The 15,236-nt window shown below is 72.8% G+C and carries 15 protein-coding genes; 5 read left to right on the top strand and 10 right to left on the bottom strand.

Annotated features, from left to right (window positions below):
• Positions 1-525: 525 nt before the first annotated feature.
• The 3 genes from AB0K00_RS21130 to AB0K00_RS21120 all read right to left on the bottom strand — a co-directional run bounded on the left by AB0K00_RS21130 (position 526) and on the right by AB0K00_RS21120 (position 2,944).
• Positions 526-1,083, bottom strand: a complete 558-nt coding sequence (locus AB0K00_RS21130) for a DUF305 domain-containing protein (protein WP_363523065.1) — start codon at positions 1,081-1,083, stop codon at positions 526-528.
• Positions 1,084-1,182: 99 nt separating this feature from the next.
• Positions 1,183-1,938: a lytic polysaccharide monooxygenase gene (locus AB0K00_RS21125; protein WP_363523063.1), complete on the bottom strand. Its 756-nt coding sequence runs from the start codon at positions 1,936-1,938 to the stop codon at positions 1,183-1,185.
• Between the two features lie 124 nt (positions 1,939-2,062).
• Positions 2,063-2,944 carry a LysR family transcriptional regulator gene (locus AB0K00_RS21120; RefSeq protein ID WP_363523061.1) on the bottom strand — a complete coding sequence of 294 codons (882 nt, stop codon included), beginning with the start codon at positions 2,942-2,944 and terminating at the stop codon, positions 2,063-2,065.
• 70 nt (positions 2,945-3,014) lie between these two features.
• On the opposite strand from AB0K00_RS21120, the gene AB0K00_RS21115 reads away from it, so the two are divergent.
• Together AB0K00_RS21115 and AB0K00_RS21110 are read left to right on the top strand one after the other, a co-directional pair.
• On the top strand, positions 3,015-3,965 hold the full coding sequence (locus AB0K00_RS21115) for an FAD-dependent oxidoreductase (RefSeq protein ID WP_363523059.1): 951 nt from the start codon (positions 3,015-3,017) through the stop codon (positions 3,963-3,965).
• A gap of 7 nt (positions 3,966-3,972) precedes the next feature.
• Positions 3,973-4,350: a YccF domain-containing protein gene (locus AB0K00_RS21110; RefSeq protein ID WP_363523058.1), complete on the top strand. Its 378-nt coding sequence runs from the start codon at positions 3,973-3,975 to the stop codon at positions 4,348-4,350.
• 47 nt (positions 4,351-4,397) lie between these two features.
• Here AB0K00_RS21110 and AB0K00_RS21105 read toward each other — a convergent pair whose 3' ends face one another.
• The 3 genes from AB0K00_RS21105 to AB0K00_RS21095 form a co-directional block, all read right to left on the bottom strand.
• Positions 4,398-6,203, bottom strand: coding sequence for a hypothetical protein (locus tag AB0K00_RS21105; protein WP_363523056.1), 1,806 nt, complete (start codon positions 6,201-6,203; stop codon positions 4,398-4,400).
• Positions 6,204-6,299: 96 nt separating this feature from the next.
• Entirely contained in the window at positions 6,300-6,605 is a 306-nt protein-coding gene (locus AB0K00_RS21100; RefSeq protein ID WP_363523054.1) for a hypothetical protein, read from the bottom strand.
• Positions 6,606-6,645: 40 nt separating this feature from the next.
• A complete protein-coding gene (locus AB0K00_RS21095) occupies positions 6,646-7,332 on the bottom strand; it encodes an IclR family transcriptional regulator (protein WP_033357786.1) in 687 nt (228 codons plus the stop codon).
• A gap of 49 nt (positions 7,333-7,381) precedes the next feature.
• Between AB0K00_RS21095 and leuC the strand changes: the two genes are divergently transcribed.
• The 3 genes from leuC to AB0K00_RS21080 all read left to right on the top strand — a co-directional run bounded on the left by leuC (position 7,382) and on the right by AB0K00_RS21080 (position 10,207).
• The gene (gene leuC, locus AB0K00_RS21090) at positions 7,382-8,797 is read left to right on the top strand and encodes a 3-isopropylmalate dehydratase large subunit (protein WP_363523052.1); all 1,416 of its coding nucleotides are present in this window, start codon (positions 7,382-7,384) and stop codon (positions 8,795-8,797) included.
• 34 nt (positions 8,798-8,831) lie between these two features.
• Entirely contained in the window at positions 8,832-9,419 is a 588-nt protein-coding gene (gene leuD, locus AB0K00_RS21085) for a 3-isopropylmalate dehydratase small subunit (protein ID WP_363523051.1), read from the top strand.
• Positions 9,420-9,559: 140 nt separating this feature from the next.
• Positions 9,560-10,207, top strand: a complete 648-nt coding sequence (locus AB0K00_RS21080) for an HU family DNA-binding protein (protein WP_363523049.1) — start codon at positions 9,560-9,562, stop codon at positions 10,205-10,207.
• Between the two features lie 105 nt (positions 10,208-10,312).
• On the opposite strand, the gene AB0K00_RS21075 is transcribed toward AB0K00_RS21080, so the two are convergent.
• The 4 genes from AB0K00_RS21075 to AB0K00_RS21060 form a co-directional block, all read right to left on the bottom strand.
• On the bottom strand, positions 10,313-11,182 hold the full coding sequence (locus tag AB0K00_RS21075) for an NUDIX domain-containing protein (RefSeq protein WP_363523048.1): 870 nt from the start codon (positions 11,180-11,182) through the stop codon (positions 10,313-10,315).
• A complete protein-coding gene (locus tag AB0K00_RS21070) occupies positions 11,170-12,555 on the bottom strand; it encodes a CHAD domain-containing protein (RefSeq protein WP_363523047.1) in 1,386 nt (461 codons plus the stop codon). Before AB0K00_RS21070 ends, AB0K00_RS21075 begins: the two co-directional genes overlap by 13 nt.
• Positions 12,552-14,723, bottom strand: a complete 2,172-nt coding sequence (locus AB0K00_RS21065; protein ID WP_363523045.1) for an RNA degradosome polyphosphate kinase — start codon at positions 14,721-14,723, stop codon at positions 12,552-12,554. The genes AB0K00_RS21070 and AB0K00_RS21065 overlap by 4 nt, the downstream gene beginning before the upstream one ends.
• Positions 14,724-14,999: 276 nt before the next feature.
• Positions 15,000-15,197: a cold-shock protein gene (locus AB0K00_RS21060; protein WP_363523044.1), complete on the bottom strand. Its 198-nt coding sequence runs from the start codon at positions 15,195-15,197 to the stop codon at positions 15,000-15,002.
• Between the last annotated feature and the right edge of the window lie 39 nt (positions 15,198-15,236).

Genomic DNA, 15,236 nt, shown 5'->3' with positions numbered 1-15,236 from the left:
ATTCCCGTTGGTGGACTTCCGCATCCCCGCGCACGGCTTCGCCGCGCTCCCCAGCGGGGGGTTCCCACCCCGCACCCCCCATGCTCCGCTTCGCGGTCGCACGCTCGCTTCGCTTGCGGCTCTTCGCTGGCGCGGGGCCTCTGCGTCGCTTGGCGTCTGCATGTTCCGCACCCACCACACCCACCCCACCCCGCTGGCCGCCCGCTTGCTTTGCGTCGGTCGTCAGTCCATGCGTGCAGCGCCGCGTGCGTGCCCGCCCACGCCCGCCTCGGCCTGCGCCCGCCCTGAGCCTGCGCCCGCGCTGCGCCCGCGCTGCGCCCGCGCCCGCGCTGCGCCCGCGCCCGCCTCGCGCCCGCCCCGGCCCGTGTGCCGTCCGTGCCTGCCCTGCCCATGCCTGCACCACTGGGGCGAGATCGGCGGTTGGCTGTTTGCCACGCTGGGGCGAGGTGTCGTGCCTGTGCGGGCGGAGGTCGGCTGTGGCTGGTGGAGGCCTGTGGCCCCAGTGCGATGTGGTCGCGGGGGTGGTCAGGGGGTTTCTAGGTAGCGGAGCATTTGTTGGATTTCGGCGGTGCGGGAGTCGGTGATGCGCTTGGCGAGGTCCAGGGCGCCGGGGTTGACGCCGGAGCTGGTTTCCAGGCGGGCGATCTCGACGGCGTTGTGCTGGTGGGCGACGAGCATGTTGAGGAAGCGTTGCTCGAACTGGGGGCCGTCGTAGGTGGCCAGGGCGGCGATGTCGTCGGCGTTCGTGCCGTGGGCGCCGCCGTGGCCGGTGTGGGCGTCTGCGGCGGCGGTGGGGGGCTGGCCCCAGGTTTGCAGCCAGACCTGCATGGTCTTGGTCTCGTCGGCCTCGGTGACGTCGATGGCGGCGGCGAGGGTGCGCACGTCCTCGCGGACGGACTTCGTGGCCGCCAGGCGGACCATTTCGAGGGCCTGGGCGTGGTGGGCGACCATCATCTGGGCGAACATGACGTCGGTGTCATTGTAGAGCTTGCCCGTGGCGGCGGGTGCCGGGACCGGCTGCGCCGGGGCGGCGGCGCAGCCGGCGAGGAGCAACGCCGCGACGAGTACTAGCTGGAACCGCACCCGAACTCCTCCGTGAACGACGACGGTGCACGACGCTGCACGAGAGTGCACGACGTTGCACGAGGGTGCCCGGTCGCGCCGGGCACCCTCGAAGACGAACTAGACCCGCAGCCAGAGCGCCGGGACGTTGGGCGGTTCCCAACCGGCGATGGCGGTGTGTGCCTGGCGGCACTGGTAGGTGACGCCGCCGTAGGTGACGCGGTCGCCGACCTTGTACGCGGTGCCCGCCTTCCACGTGCCGCCGGCCGGAGGCGTGGTGGCGGTGGGCGTCGGGGTCGGTGTGGGGTTGGTGGTCGGCGTCGGGGTGGGCTGCGTGGGCGTCGGCGTCGGGTTGCCGCCGCCGCCTCCGACCTGCAGGTCGACGCAGGAGTAGAACGCGTTGCCCGTGTCGGCGATGTTCCACCGGGCGAGGACCAGGATCCGGCCGGTGCGGCCGCCGAGGCTCACCGTGTGGGAGACCGTGGCGCCGGGCTGGCGGCCGCCGTCGTCGATGACGCCGATGCGGGTGCCGCCGACGAAGTACTCCCACGTGCTGGTGCTGTGCCGGGCGGTGAGCACCCAGTTGAACGTGACGGAGTTGCCGACGGCGGTCGCCGGCCAACCCTTGTTCGGGTCGTCGAGCTGCGCGAACCGGCTGTTGCCGCCGCTGCAGCTCATCAGGCCCTTGGGACCTTCGACGCTCTGCGGCTCGTAGACGATCTCGCCGCAGTTGGCGACGCGCCCCTGGGCGCACATCGCCTGGCGGCTGGCTGGTGAGGAGATGTACCCGTGCGCTGCGGCCGGTTGGGCGGAGACGAGTAGTGATGTTGCGATGGCGGCGAGCGCCAGCGGAACCAGCGCGATCGTTCTTCGCATCGATCGCTCCCTTCGTGCAGTGGGGGTGATGCCGCCAATGTAAAGGAAGGATTGTTAACAGTAAATAACCTTTATGGAACTCGGTCGATAGAGCGCTCTCACTTAAGGTAAGGTCCAGCCCGCCTTAAGGCATAAGCGGCGGGACCAGTGCCAGCAGGCTGCGCACCACGGGGTTCGTGGTCCGGGCCGACCAGGCGAGCCCGATGTCGACCGTGGGCGGCACTCCGGTGAACCGGCGCAGCACCACGCCCGGCATCCGCAGCGCCCTCGCCCGGCCCTCCGGCACCGCCGCGACCACGCCGCCGGCGGCCACCGCGCGCAGCAGCTGCTCGTCGTCGGGCTCGTGCCGGACGAGTTCGAAGCCGCCGGCGGGCCAGACCTGCGCCACGATCCGGTCGAACATGCCGGGGCCGTTGCCCCGCGGCCACATCACCGCCGGCTCGCCCCTGAGCAGTTCCCGGGGCACCCGCCGGCGGGCTGCCAGCCGATGCCCGGCGGGCAGCGCGAGCAGCAGCTCCTCGGTGTCGACCAGCAGCCACCGGATCCCGTCGTCGTCGACCGGGGGCCGCACGAACGCCGCGTCGTAGCGCCCGGCGAGCAGCCCGGCCACGTTGGGTGCGGTCCAGCCGGTCTCCGGTACCACGTCCACCAGCGGGTGTGCGGCGCGGAACCGCTCGACGAGGTCGTCGACCCTGCCGCCGCGGGCCGAGCGCGTGTACGCCAGCCGCAGCCGGCCGCCCTGCCCGAGCACCGCGGCCGCGATCCGCTGCTCGGCGCCGGCAGCCTGGGCCAGCAGCGCCGCCGCCTCCGCCGCGACGACCGCCCCGACCGGGGTGAGGACGCAGCCGCCCCGCGCCCGCTCGACGAGCCGCGCGCCGACCTCCCGTTCGAGCGCCTTCACCTGCTGGCTGAGCGCCGGCTGGGCGATCCGCAGCCGGGCCGCCGCCCTCGTGAAGTGCAGCTCCTCGGCGAGGACCATGAAGTACCGCAGCCGCCGCAGTTCCATAAGTCAGGCTTATCATGACGCGGCCAACCGGTCTTTGACGGCACCTGCCCGGCCTGGTTGCGTGGGCCGTATGAGCGCGAACGTGACCGTCGTCGGCGCGGGGATCAGCGGCCTCACCTGCGCCGTGCGGCTGCAGGAGCAGGGGCACGCGGTGACGGTCGTGACCGCCGACGAGCCGGCCGGCACCGTCTCCCGGCTCGCCGCCGCCGTCTGGTACCCCACCCGCACCGCCGCCGACCCCCGCGTCCTGGGCTGGGCGCACCGCACCTACGACGAGCTGATGGCGCAGGCAGCCGCGGGCGTGCCGGGGGTGGTCCCGCGGCCGACCCGGATGATCCTGCGGGGGACGCACGCCACGCCGTGGTGGGCGGCCGCGGTCCCGGACTTCGCCGCGGGGCCGGACGAGTGGCGGTTCACCGTGCCTTCGGTGGAGATGGAGGTGTACCTGCCGTGGCTGCTGGACCGGTTCGAGACGGCCGGCGGGCGACTGGTACGGCACCGGCTCGCCCGGCTGGCCGACGCGCCGCTGGTGGCCGGCGGCGCGGACGTCGTGGTCAACGCGAGCGGCCTGGCGGCGCGGGACCTCGCGGGCGACCCGGCCGTGCATCCCGCGCGCGGTCAGGTCGTCGGCGTCGCCAACCCCGGGCTCGTCACCTCGGTGCGTGACGAGGACCACCCCGCGGGGATGACGTACGTCCACCCCCGCAGCCGCGACGTGGTCCTCGGCGGCACGTTCCAGCCCGGCGACTGGGACACGACCGTCGACCCGGCCACCACGGCGGCGATCCTCGCCCGCTGCGTCGAGCTGGTCCCCGAGCTGGCCGGCGCCCCCGTGGTGTGGCAGGCCGTCGGGCTGCGGCCCGCCCGGCACGGCGGCGCCCGGGTCGAGCTCGACCCCGTCGCGCTGCCCGGCGGCGCGCGCGTGGTGCACGACTACGGCCACGGCGGCGCCGGAATCACCCTCGCCTGGGGCTGCGCCGAGGAGGTCGGCACGCTCACGGGTGGCGCGGCAGGCGCATGATCGAAGCATGATTCGCTTCATCCTGAACGTGCTGTGGCTCATCTTCGGCGGCGGGTTCCTGTTGTTCGTGGGCTACGCCGTCGCCGCGGCGATCTGTTTCGTGCTGGTCATCACGATCCCGTTCGCGGTGGCGTCGTGGCGGCTCGCCGTCTATTCACTGTGGCCGTTCGGGCGCACGGTGCAGGCCAAGCCCGACGCCGGCGTGGCCACGGGCGTGGCCAACGTCATCTGGGTCGTGCTCGCCGGATGGTGGCTGGCGCTGAGCCACATCGTCGCCGGCGTCGCGCTGTGCGTCACGCTCATCGGCATCCCGTTCGGCATCGCCAACTTCAAGCTCGTCCCGGCCGCGTTCTGGCCGCTGGGCCGCGAGGTCGTCGACCTGTAGCACCCGCCGGCCGGGACCCGGGTGGTGTCACCCGGGTCCCGGGAGGCTCAGCCGACCAGGATCCGGGCCAGCACCACGGTGTCGGCGCCGTCGCGGCCGACGGTCCCGCCGACGGCCTTGCCCGGGCCGCCGCTGCGTTCGCCGTCGACGTAGAACGCCGCGGTGGCACCGGGGACGCCGCCGGCGGTCGCGGCCCGGAAGCGGGCGCTGTCGGCGAGGGTGCCCTTGGTGCCGGCCACGTACGTCTTCGTCCGCAGGATCACGTGCTCGTCGCGGACCTCGCAGGTGGTCCCGCTGACCTTCAGCAGCTCGGACAGGTCGGCCTGCGCCCGTTTGGCCGCCGCGGCGTCGGCGAGCCGCAGGTCGATCTGCACCGGTTCGCCGGGCGCGTTGTCCGTCGGCGCCGAGCCGGACACGGTCACCGACACCGACGTCGCGGTGGTGACGGCCTTCGCCAGTGCGTCGGTGCCCTTGCGCATCCCCTCGGCAGTCACCGTCGGGGTGCGGCCGCCCATGATCGTGACGGACCCTTCGCCGTGCTCGCCGAACAGCTCGGGGTGCTCCTGAATGTACTTCCGCACCGCCTCGGGATCGCTCAGGTTCACGTCGGGCGGCAGCGTGACCACGCTGTCGAAGTCGGCGCCCGGCGGGAGGATGTCGGGGTCGAGCGCGCCGTCGGGGACGCCGGCGAACATCGCCATCGGGAACAGGACCGAGGTCAGCAGGAAACCGGGATCGCCGAGGATCGACAGGTCGCCGAGCGGGCCGGCCGCGACCGCCGCCGCGGTGGCGTCGCCGGAGAGCGCACCCAGCTGGGCGAGGGCGTCCGTGCCGGTCGCGGCGCCGGTCAGCGGCAGGCCCGCGGCGCCGGACACCCGGGCGCGGACCTCGATGCCGTCGTCGGCGGCCTGCACGCCGACGACCAGCGTGCCCTTGACCTGCGGCAGCGCGACCGGATCGGCGGGGAGGTCCTCCTCGTCCAGGCCTTCGTCCTCCAGCGCGGAGGCAATGAACGCCTGCTGCAGCACGGTGGCGCGGGCCAGGTCGGCCCAGGTGAGGCCGGGCTGGCCGGCGGGCAGCTTCGCCACCGCCGAGGTGAACGCGGGCTCCTTCGACAGCGGGGCCTTCTTCGCGGCGGCGGCCGCCGCGGTGGCGACCTGCTGGAGGTCCTCGCCGCCGAATGCGAGCAGGACGTGCCCGTCGCCGGCGACGAAGCCGATCCTGTCGGTGCCGGCCCTGCGCTGGGCCGCGTCGAGCGCCGTGCGGGCCTTCTTGTCGTCGCGCGAGGACAGCACGGCGAGGGTGACGGCATTGCCGTCGCGGTCCGGGTCGGCCCACAGGGCGACGCCGGCCCGGTCGTCGAACCAGGCGGCGACGTCGTCGTAGCCGATCGGCGCGCCGAGGTCGGCGAAGATGTCGCGTTTCGTCTGGTCGAACGACGTGGGGGCGTTGCCGCCGGCCTTGCGCAGCAGGGCCTCCACCTTGACCCGCTGGCCGATGCCGGGGGAGAGGTCGATGCGGGCGAACGCGGCGACCGAGCCGGGCACGAGGTCCTCCGGCAGCGTGCCGACCGGGCCGTTCCACATCCGGGCCAGGGCGAACGCGCCGCCGCCGAGCAGGACCGCCAGCACCACCGCCACGGCGGTCAGTACGGCGGCGAGCGGACGGCGCGACCGCGGCGGCGACTCGATCACGTCACCGTCCGCGGCGGGCCCCTCCACCGCCGGATCCGCGTCCGCCAACCGGTCCGCCTCGACGGACAGTGCGACGGGTTCTGGTGCGAATTCTGGTGCGAATTCCGGCGCCGGTGCCGGCGTGCCGGTGCCGTCTGGCGGCAGGGTGCTTTCGGACATGGTTGACGGTCCTCCCCGTGAATGCTGGCGGCATCCTACGGGTCACGACGTCCTGCGCGGTGCCCTCCGGTCGCGCCGGAGGGCACCCGCGCCGGGTCAGAGCTGCGTTGCGATGCCGAGCAGCACGGCGAGCAGCATGAACACGCCGAGCACCATGCTCATGCAGCCGCCCCTTCCGCCGGCCGGGGCCGGATCGGCCGGCACGGTCGGTGCCGTGGGGGGCGTCGGCGGCGCGGGGCGCTGCGGGCCGTCGGGGCTGGGCGAGCCGGGGCCGTGCGTCGGCTTGTCGGGTGCGCCCGACGGGGCTTCGCCGACGCCGGACGCCTCACCCACGGGGGTTTCGGGTGCCTCGGAGATGCCGTCGTCAATCGGTTCCGGAGCGGCTGGGGTGGATTCAGGCACTGGCGTTCCCTCCAGTCAAGCGGGCTCGATGTGCCGCACGCTACAGGCCGGAGAGGCGTTGTCCAGCCCGCACCACGGCCATCGCGTGGCGGTCGCCGGGGCGCCGGCCGAGACGCTCGATGGGGCCCGAGACGCTGATGGCGGCGATGACCCGGCCGGTGCGGTCGCGGATGGGGGCGGAGACGCTGGCCACGCCGGCCTCGCGCTCGGCGACGCTCTGCGCCCAGCCGCGGCGACGGACCTCGGCGAGGGTGCGTCCGGTGAACTTGCAGCGGGGCAGGAGCGGCATGACGGCCTCCGGCGGCTCCCACGCGAGGAGCACCTGCGCGGCGGAGCCGGCGGTCATCGGCAGCACCGAGCCGATCGGCACCGTGTCGCGCAGGCCGCTGGCCCGCTCGGCGGCGGCCACGCAGAGCCGCTCGTCGGCGCGGCGGAGGTAGAGCTGCGCGCTCTCGCCGGTCGCGTCGCGCAGTGCGGTGAGCATCGGCTCGGCCGCGGTCAGCAGAACGTCGGGTGCCGCGTTGGCGAGTTCGCCGAGACGCGGGCCCGGCCGCCATCGCCCTTGCGCGTCACGAACGAGTAAGCGGTGGATTTCCAGGGCCTGTGCGAGCCGGTGCGCCGTTGCCCGGGGAAGCTTGGTCCGGTCCACCAGTTCGGCCAGGCTGGCGCCGTCGACACACGCGGCCAGAATGACCACCGCCTTGTCGAGCACGCCAACACCGCTCATACTGTGTCCCACAGACCGAAACATACCTCCCAAACTTTAGGATGTCCAGATGGTGGGAGAAGCACAACAACCGCGGACGCTCGCAGAGAAGGTGTGGGACGCGCACGTCGTGCGCGCCGCCGCCGGCGAGCCGGATCTGCTGTACATCGACCTGCACCTGGTGCACGAGGTCACCAGCCCGCAGGCGTTCGACGGGCTGCGGCTGAGTGGTCGTCCGGTGCGCCGTCCCGAGCTGACGATCGCGACGGAGGACCACAACACGCCGACCGACAACCTGCTGACGATCAGCGACCCGGTGTCGCGCACCCAGATCGAGACGCTGCGGCGCAACTGCGACGAGTTCGGCGTGCGCCGCCACTCGCTCGGCGACGCGCAGCAGGGCGTCGTCCACGTCATGGGACCGCAGCTGGGACTGACCCAGCCGGGCATGACGATCGTGTGCGGCGACTCGCACACCTCCACGCACGGCGCGTTCGGCGCGCTCGCGTTCGGCATCGGCACCAGTGAGGTCGAGCACGTCCTGGCGACCCAGACGCTGCCGCAGCCGCACCTCAAGACGATGGCGGTCAACGTCGTCGGCGAGCTCGCCCCGGGCGTCACGGCGAAGGACCTGGTGCTGGCGCTCATCACCCAGGTCGGCACCGGCGGCGGCCGCGGCCACGTGGTCGAATACCGCGGACCCGCGATCGAGAAGATGTCGATGGAGGGCCGCATGACGGTCTCCAACATGTCGATCGAGTGGGGCGCCAAGGCCGGCATGATCGCGCCGGACGAGACCACGTTCGCGTATGTCGAGGGCCGCGAGTACGCGCCGAAGGGCGAGGCCTGGGACCGCGCGAAGGCCTACTGGACCTCCCTGCGCACCGACGAGGGCGCGAAGTTCGACACCGAGGTCACCCTCGACATCACCCACCTCACGCCGTTCGTCACCTGGGGCACCAACCCGGGCCAGGGCGCGCCGCTGGGCGCGAGCGTGCCGGACCCGGCCGACTTCGCCGAGGACGCGGACCGGGTCGCCGCGCAGAAGGCCCTGGAATACATGGCGCTGACGCCGGGCACGCCGCTGCGCGACGTCGCGGTCGACGTGGTCTTCCTCGGTTCGTGCACGAACGGCCGGCTCGAGGACCTGCGGGCCGCCGCCGACGTGCTGCGCGGGCGCAAGGTCGCCGACTCCGTGCGCATGCTCGTCGTGCCCGGATCCGCGTCGGTCCGCGCCGCCGCCGAGGAGGAGGGGCTCAACGAGGTCTTCACCGCGGCCGGCGCCGAGTGGCGCTTCGCGGGCTGCTCGATGTGCCTGGGCATGAACCCGGACACGCTGAAGCCGGGCGAGCGCTCCGCCTCGACGTCCAACCGCAACTTCGAGGGCCGGCAGGGCCGTGGCGGCCGCACCCACCTGGTGTCGCCGCAGGTCGCCGCCGCCACCGCCGTCGTCGGCCGCCTCGCGGCCCCCGCGGACCTGAACTAGTCGAAGCCCGAAGCGAAGACAGGCAGAATCTGACATGGAGAAGTTCACCGTCCACACGGGCACGGCCGTCCCGCTGCGCCGGTCCAACGTGGACACCGACCAGATCATCCCCGCCGTGTATCTCAAGCGCGTCACCCGCACCGGGTTCGAGGACGGGCTGTTCAACGCATGGCGCTCGGATCCCGCATTCGTGCTCAACAATCCCGCCTACGCGGGCGCCTCGGTGCTCGTGGCCGGACCCGACTTCGGCACCGGATCGTCGCGCGAGCACGCCGTGTGGGCGTTGCAGAACTACGGCTTCAAGGCCGTCGTCGCCCCGCGTTTCGGCGACATCTTCCGGGGAAACGCGCTCAAGGCCGGGCTCCTGCCGATCGAGTTGGACCTGAAAGTCGTCGAGGAACTCTGGGCCGCGATCGAAGCGGATCCGCAGTTGTCGGTAACGGTCGATCTGCAGGACCGCCAGTTGCGTGCGGGGGCCGGCGAATGGGCCTTCCCGATCGACGATTTCAGCCGTTGGCGCCTGCTGGAGGGCCTGGACGACATCGGCCTGACACTGCGCCACGAGGAGTCCATCACGGCCTTCGAACAAGGCCGTCCGGAGTGGACACCCGTCGTTCACTAGGCACTAGCTGGGCGTCTCGATGGGCCTCCAGTCGGATCCGTTGCTCCACAACGATTTCTTTTCCGTCATATGTTTGTATCCTGTGTGCGTTGGGATACCTTGCCCACAGGGACTTCATTTCTGGTACGGGAGGAAACAACGTGAACAAGGCCGAGCTCATCGAGGCGCTCAGCGCTCGCCTGGGCGACAAGAAGTCGGCAAACGCGGCGCTGGACGCGGTGCTGGCCGAGATCCAGGCCGCCGTGACCAAGGGCGACAAGGTTGCCATCACTGGTTTCGGTGTCTTCGAGAAGCGCGTCCGCGGTGCGAGAACCGCCCGCAACCCGCGCACCGGTGAGGCCGTCAAGGTGAAGAAGACGTCGGTGCCCGCGTTCCGGGCCGGCGCCAGCTTCCGCGAGATGGTCGCCGCCGGCAAGGTGCCGAAGGTCGCGCCGGCCAAGAAGGCCGCCGCCGCCACCAAGACCGCCGCCGCGAAGGCGACGACCGCCAAGGCCACCACGGCCAAGGCCACCACCGCCAAGGCGACCACGGCCAAGGCCACCACCGCCAAGGCCACGACGGCGAAGGCCGCTCCGGCCAAGGCCGCCACGAAGGCGACCGCCACGAAGGCGACGGCGAAGGCCGCTCCGGCCAAGGCCGCCGCGACGAAGGCCGCCCCCGCCAAGAAGGCCGCCGCGAAGACCACGCGCGCCGCCGCCTCGACGACCGCGCGCAAGACCACCACGGCGTCCACCACGACGGCCGCCGCCAAGAAGGCGCCCGCCAAGAAGGCCGCCACCGCCAAGTGAGCCGGCCGCAAAGCCGGTAGGGCAACGCCGGCGGCACAACGCCGGTGAGGCAACGGAAAAGGGGCGGCGCCGCGAGTCATCGCGGCGCCGCCCCTTTCTGTCTGCCTAAACGGAAAGCGGGTGCAGCGGATCCCAGCCGAGGAGCCGGTCACCGCTGAAGGTGAGGATCCACCCGCTGCCCTTGCGGGTGTGGAAGTCCACATTGGTGCGACCGGTCAATGCGATCAGCAGCGGCGGCATCAGCTTGCCCTGGCTGCACACGACGCTCGTGCCACCCCGCGCCGCCATGCCCCGCAGGGCGTCCGCGGCGACGGCGGGCGGCCGTCCTTCGTCGAAGGCGCTGTCCAGGTCGTACGGCAGCCCCAGCGGCTCCACCGTCTGCCGGCACCGCAAGGGGGTGGCCGACACCACCCGCTCCGGCCGCAGCAGCCGCAGGAGGCCGCTGAGCGCCTCCGCGTCACGCGCGCCGGTGGCGTCCAGCGGCCGGGCCTCGTCCGGGCCGGCCCAGTCCTTGCGCTTGCCGGCGCGGGCGTGCCGCACCAGCGCCACCACCGCGGTCACCGGCGGCAGGTCCAGGAACGCCTTCACCACGCCCCGGTCGTGCGCGTAGCTCAGCAGCGCCGCTGCCTGCGTCACCGGCACCCACCGGGCCTCCTCGATCTCGTCGTCGGCCGGCCGGTCCTGCCATACCAGGGCCCGCATCGACCAGAACTCGACGACCTTCTCCACGCCCGGCGCGCCGGTCAGGTACCGGATCGAGGGCAGCCGCGTCTGCGGGACACCGTGCACGAGGGTCTCCTCGTGGACCTCCCGCACCGCCGCCGCCAGCTCGTGCTCGCCGGGGTCGACCTTGCCCTTGGGCAGGGACCAGTCGTCATACCGCGGGCGGTGCACCAGCACGATCTCGATGCCGTCCCTGGTCGGGCGCCACACCACCCCGCCCGCCGCGCGGACGACCGTGTTCACTTCAGCCATACTGTGGTGTTCTCCTCGACGACCGCGGCCCACACCGCCGGGAACGCGGCCCGTGCCCGGGTGACAGCCGCCCGCTCCCGTTCGAACAGTCTGCCCGCGGTCACGGCGAGACGGTGGTCGCCACGGTCGAGGAATCTCGCGACGAACAACCACGTGTCGGCGGCGGTCGCGGCGTCCTGGTGCTCGCCGAGGACCTTCTGCGCCTTCGCGATCCGCTTCGCCAGCACGGTTGCGTCGGGACCGACGATCCAGGCGACGGCGTCGGCGGCGTACCGGGCGCGCTTGGCCAGCTTCCGCACCTCGTGCCAGTCGTCGTCGGGCAGCCCCGGGGTCAGCGCCTCCGCGCCGGCCACGAGCTGGCGCCACGGCTTGCGGACCAGACCCGGCAGCACCCGGACGGCCGGGGCCGCGTGCCGGCCGGCCAGCCTCGGCGGCCGCACCAGCGCGTCGAGCAGCGGGACGTAGCGGGGGGAGCGCAGCGCCTCGTCGAGGGCCGACAGCGCCGTCTCCTGCCGCCCGGCAAGCGCGGCGTCGATGCGGCCCACGGCGTCCGCGTCCACCGGCACCAGGGGATCGGCGGCGGCGGTGACGTGCAGCCGCTCCCGCAGCACCTCGACGTCCCTGGCGCCGCCGAGCGCGCCGGCCAGCCGGCCCAGCTCCGTGCGCAGCGGCCGGCTCCAGGCGGGATCGAGCATCGCCTGGAACGTCTGCAGGTCGCTGCGCAGCCGCCGGGTGCCGACCCGCATCTGGTGCACCGGGGTGTCGCCGTTGGGCATCGTCTCGCGCAGCCGCGCGAAGGCGTCGTGCCGCAGGATCCGCGCGACCCCGGCCCGCAGCGCCCCGGCGACCACCGCGCCGGCGCTGCCCTCGGCATCGGCACCGCCGGAAGCACCGGCGGACCCGGACGCGGCCGGGTCGGGCACGGCACCGGCGGCGACCAGGTCGTCGGCGATGCGGGCGAGGTCGCCGGGCGCACCGTCGACCAGCGACACCTCGACGGCGCGAGGACGTCGGCCAGTCTCGCGCGCGGACAGGACGCGGACCTCCGCCAGTACACCACCGGCCGCGGAAAGCACGTGGACGGCCGCGCGGACCGTCCGCACCGCGGCCAGATCGTCGCCCCGGGCGAATGCGGTCACGGCGTCGAGCAGGTCCGGCGGGACGACCCCGGCGCCGGCGGCGGGGCGGTGCAGCTCGCGCCCGCGCCCCGGCAGCAGCAGCGACCAGGTGCCGTCGTGGTGCTGGCGCAGCGACACCCCGGCATGCGCGAGCGCGGTGTCCGGGGTGTCGTGGAAGGTCGCGTCGAGTGGGATGACGCTGCCCGGCCCGGCGAGGTCGGGCAGCGTGAAGCCGTCCTGGACGAGAAATCTCACGTGTTCGGCTCCGCCCGGTCCACCATCCGCCGCAGGAGCGCCTCCTGCGGGTTCTTGCCCGGCCGGCGGTGCCAGGTGCCGTCGCCGGCCAGCTCGAACGCGCCGGTCTCGTCGCTCATCATCAGCTTCAGCATCCGGTCGAGCTCGCCCGCCGCGGCCGGGTCGGTGACCTTGACGAGTGCTTCGACCCGCCGGTCGAGGTTGCGGTGCATGAGGTCGGCGGAGCCGATCCAGTATTCGGCGTCGGCGTCGCGGCCGAACCGGAACACCCGCGAGTGCTCCAGGAACCGGCCCAGCACCGAGCGGACCCGGATGTTGTCCGACAGGTCCGGCACGCCGGGACGCAGGGCGCAGATGCCGCGCACGATCAGGTCGACGCTCACCCCGGCCTGGCCGGCCCGGTAGAGCGAGTCGATGATCTCCTCGTCGACCAGCGAGTTGACCTTCAGCTGGATCAGGCCGCGCTCGCCGAGCGTGATCTCCCGGTCGATCCGGTCGATGATGCCGCGCCGCACCCCGTGCGGAGCGACCAGCAGCCTGCGGTAGGAGGTCTGGCGGCTGTACCCGGTCAGCACGTTGAACAGGTCGGTGAGATCCGCGCCGACCTCCGGGTCCGCGGTCAGCAGGCCGTAGTCCTCATACAGCCGGGCGGTCTTCGGGTGATAGTTACCGGTGCCGACGTGGCAGTACCGCCGGATGTGGTTACCCTCCTGCCGCACGACCAGCGCGGTCTTCGTGTGGGTCTTGAGCCCGACGAGCCCGTAGACGACATGGCAGCCGGCCCGCTCCAGGGTCCTGGCCCAGCCGATGTTGGCCTTCTCGTCGAACCGCGCCTTCACCTCGACCAGCACGACCACCTGCTTGCCGGCCTCGGCCGCGTCGACCAGGGCGTCCACGATCGGGGAGTCGCCGCTGGTCCGGTAGAGCGTGAGCTTGATGGCCAGCACGTTGGGGTCGGCGGCGGCCTGCTCGACGAAGCGCTGCACGCTGGTGGAGAAGGAGTGGTACGGGTGGTGCACCAGGATGTCGTGGTCGCGCAGGCGGGCGAAGACGCTGCGTGGGGTCTCACCCTCGGCGAAGTGCGGGTGGGTCGCCGGCACGAACGGCGGGTCCTTCAGCGCCGGGCGGTCGACGCCGTTGTAGATCTCCCACAGGGCGGTCAGGTCCAGCAGCCCCGGCACCCGCAGCACGTCGTGGGAGTCCATGTCCAGCTCGCGGACCAGCAGCTCCAGGACGTGGTCGGAGATCGAGGCGGCGACCTCCAGGCGCACCGGCGGGCCGAAGCGGCGCCGGGCCAGCTCCCGCTCCAGGGCCTGCAGCAGGTCCTCGTCACGGTCCTCGTCGAGCTCGACCTCGGCGTTGCGGGTCACCCGGAACAGATGGTGCTCCAGCACCTGCATGCCGGAGAACAGCTGCCCCAGGTGTGCCGCGATCAGCTCCTCGACCGGCAGGAACCGGACCGTGCGGACGCCGTCGCGGGTGACCCGGTCCAGCGCGTAGAAGCGCGGCACGTTGTTGGGCACCTTGATCCGGGCGAACAGCTCCGGGCCGCCGTCGCGCTCGCGGACCACGACCGCCAGGTTGAGCGACAGGCCGGAGATGTAGGGGAACGGGTGCGCCGGGTCGACCGCGAGTGGGGTCAGCACCGGGAAGATCTGCTCCCGGAACGACGTGCGCATCCGCTCCCGCTCGGCCGGGTCGAGCTCGCTCCAGCGCACGATGTGGATGTGCTCCTCGGCCATCGCCGGGGCGATCTCCTCGGCGAACACCCGCGACTGGCGCGACATCAGCGCGGTGGTGCGCTCCGCGATCTGCTCCAGCTGCTCCGTCGGCGGCAGGACTCCGGGGCGGCGCACCGGGATGCCGGTCTGCAGGCGCCGCTTCAGGCCGGCGACACGGACCATGTAGAACTCGTCGAGGTTGCTGGCGAAGATGGCGAGGAACTTCGCCCGCTCCAGCAGCGGCGTGCCCGCGTCCTCGGCCAGGGTCAGCACGCGGGCGTTGAAGTCGAGCCAGGACAGCTCGCGGTTGAGATAGCGGTCCTCCGGCAGCGGCTTCTCACTCGGCACGACCAGCGCGTCGTGCTCGGCGGACGGCTCGGCCGGCGGCTCAGCGGGGGACTTCTGGGTGGGGACCAGTGGGGTCTGCTCCGTCACCGCTTCGCTCATGGTGACCTCCTCGGGCTCGGCCTGGCTCGCCTGGGTGTCTTCACCGGTTGCTGGTGCCGCGGCCTTCGTCGCCCGCCGGACACGTGGCGTCGCACCCGCTGCCGGAGCAGCCCGCCGCGGCGCCGCCTTGCGCGGGGCGGCCTTGGGAGGCGCGCTCTGCGGGTCGGGGCGTTGTGCGGCGTTGCGGGGGCGGCTGCGACCGGTAGGCGTTTCGTCCACCGGATCATCATGGCCCGTTTGTGCCGGTCTGAACATGAACTTCCCGCTGCTTGGCCGCTACCGGAACGTCGGCAGTGTGACCTTCACGACGGTCCCGTCCTGATCATGTTCGATGCGGACCCGCTGGCCCAGACGGAGGTGTCGCAGCCCCGACGCGTCGAACGCGGCGGCGGGGAACTGCAGTTGTGCCCCGTCGTCGAGCAGCACCGTCCCGGTGCGGGTGTCCTCGTCGAACGTCGCCACGGTCCCCTGCATCAGTCCACGCTACCGCGCGTCGATGTCCCGACGTGTTTC

The sequence above is a fragment of the Dactylosporangium sp. NPDC049525 genome, from assembly GCF_040676755.1.
In the GTDB taxonomy this organism is placed as follows: domain Bacteria; phylum Actinomycetota; class Actinomycetes; order Mycobacteriales; family Micromonosporaceae; genus Dactylosporangium.
Note: the sequence above shows the minus strand (reverse complement) of the source record. Positions and strands in the feature narration are given on the sequence as shown.

Excerpts from the sequence above, each read along its gene's own strand:
- AB0K00_RS21125 (WP_363523063.1), bottom strand. The coding sequence starts at position 1,938 with ATGCGAAGAACGATCGCGCTGGTTCCGCTGGCGCTCGCCGCCATCGCA.
- AB0K00_RS21095 (WP_033357786.1), bottom strand. The coding sequence starts at position 7,332 with ATGAGCGGTGTTGGCGTGCTCGACAAGGCGGTGGTCATTCTGGCCGCG.
- AB0K00_RS21065 (WP_363523045.1), bottom strand. The coding sequence starts at position 14,723 with ATGAGCGAAGCGGTGACGGAGCAGACCCCACTGGTCCCCACCCAGAAG.
- AB0K00_RS21110 (WP_363523058.1), top strand. The coding sequence starts at position 3,973 with ATGATTCGCTTCATCCTGAACGTGCTGTGGCTCATCTTCGGCGGCGGG.
- AB0K00_RS21115 (WP_363523059.1), top strand. The coding sequence starts at position 3,015 with ATGAGCGCGAACGTGACCGTCGTCGGCGCGGGGATCAGCGGCCTCACC.
- AB0K00_RS21105 (WP_363523056.1), bottom strand. The coding sequence starts at position 6,203 with ATGTCCGAAAGCACCCTGCCGCCAGACGGCACCGGCACGCCGGCACCG.
- leuC (WP_363523052.1), top strand. The coding sequence starts at position 7,382 with ATGGTGGGAGAAGCACAACAACCGCGGACGCTCGCAGAGAAGGTGTGG.
- AB0K00_RS21075 (WP_363523048.1), bottom strand. The coding sequence starts at position 11,182 with ATGGCTGAAGTGAACACGGTCGTCCGCGCGGCGGGCGGGGTGGTGTGG.
- leuD (WP_363523051.1), top strand. The coding sequence starts at position 8,832 with ATGGAGAAGTTCACCGTCCACACGGGCACGGCCGTCCCGCTGCGCCGG.
- AB0K00_RS21060 (WP_363523044.1), bottom strand. The coding sequence starts at position 15,197 with ATGCAGGGGACCGTGGCGACGTTCGACGAGGACACCCGCACCGGGACG.
- AB0K00_RS21120 (WP_363523061.1), bottom strand. The coding sequence starts at position 2,944 with ATGGAACTGCGGCGGCTGCGGTACTTCATGGTCCTCGCCGAGGAGCTG.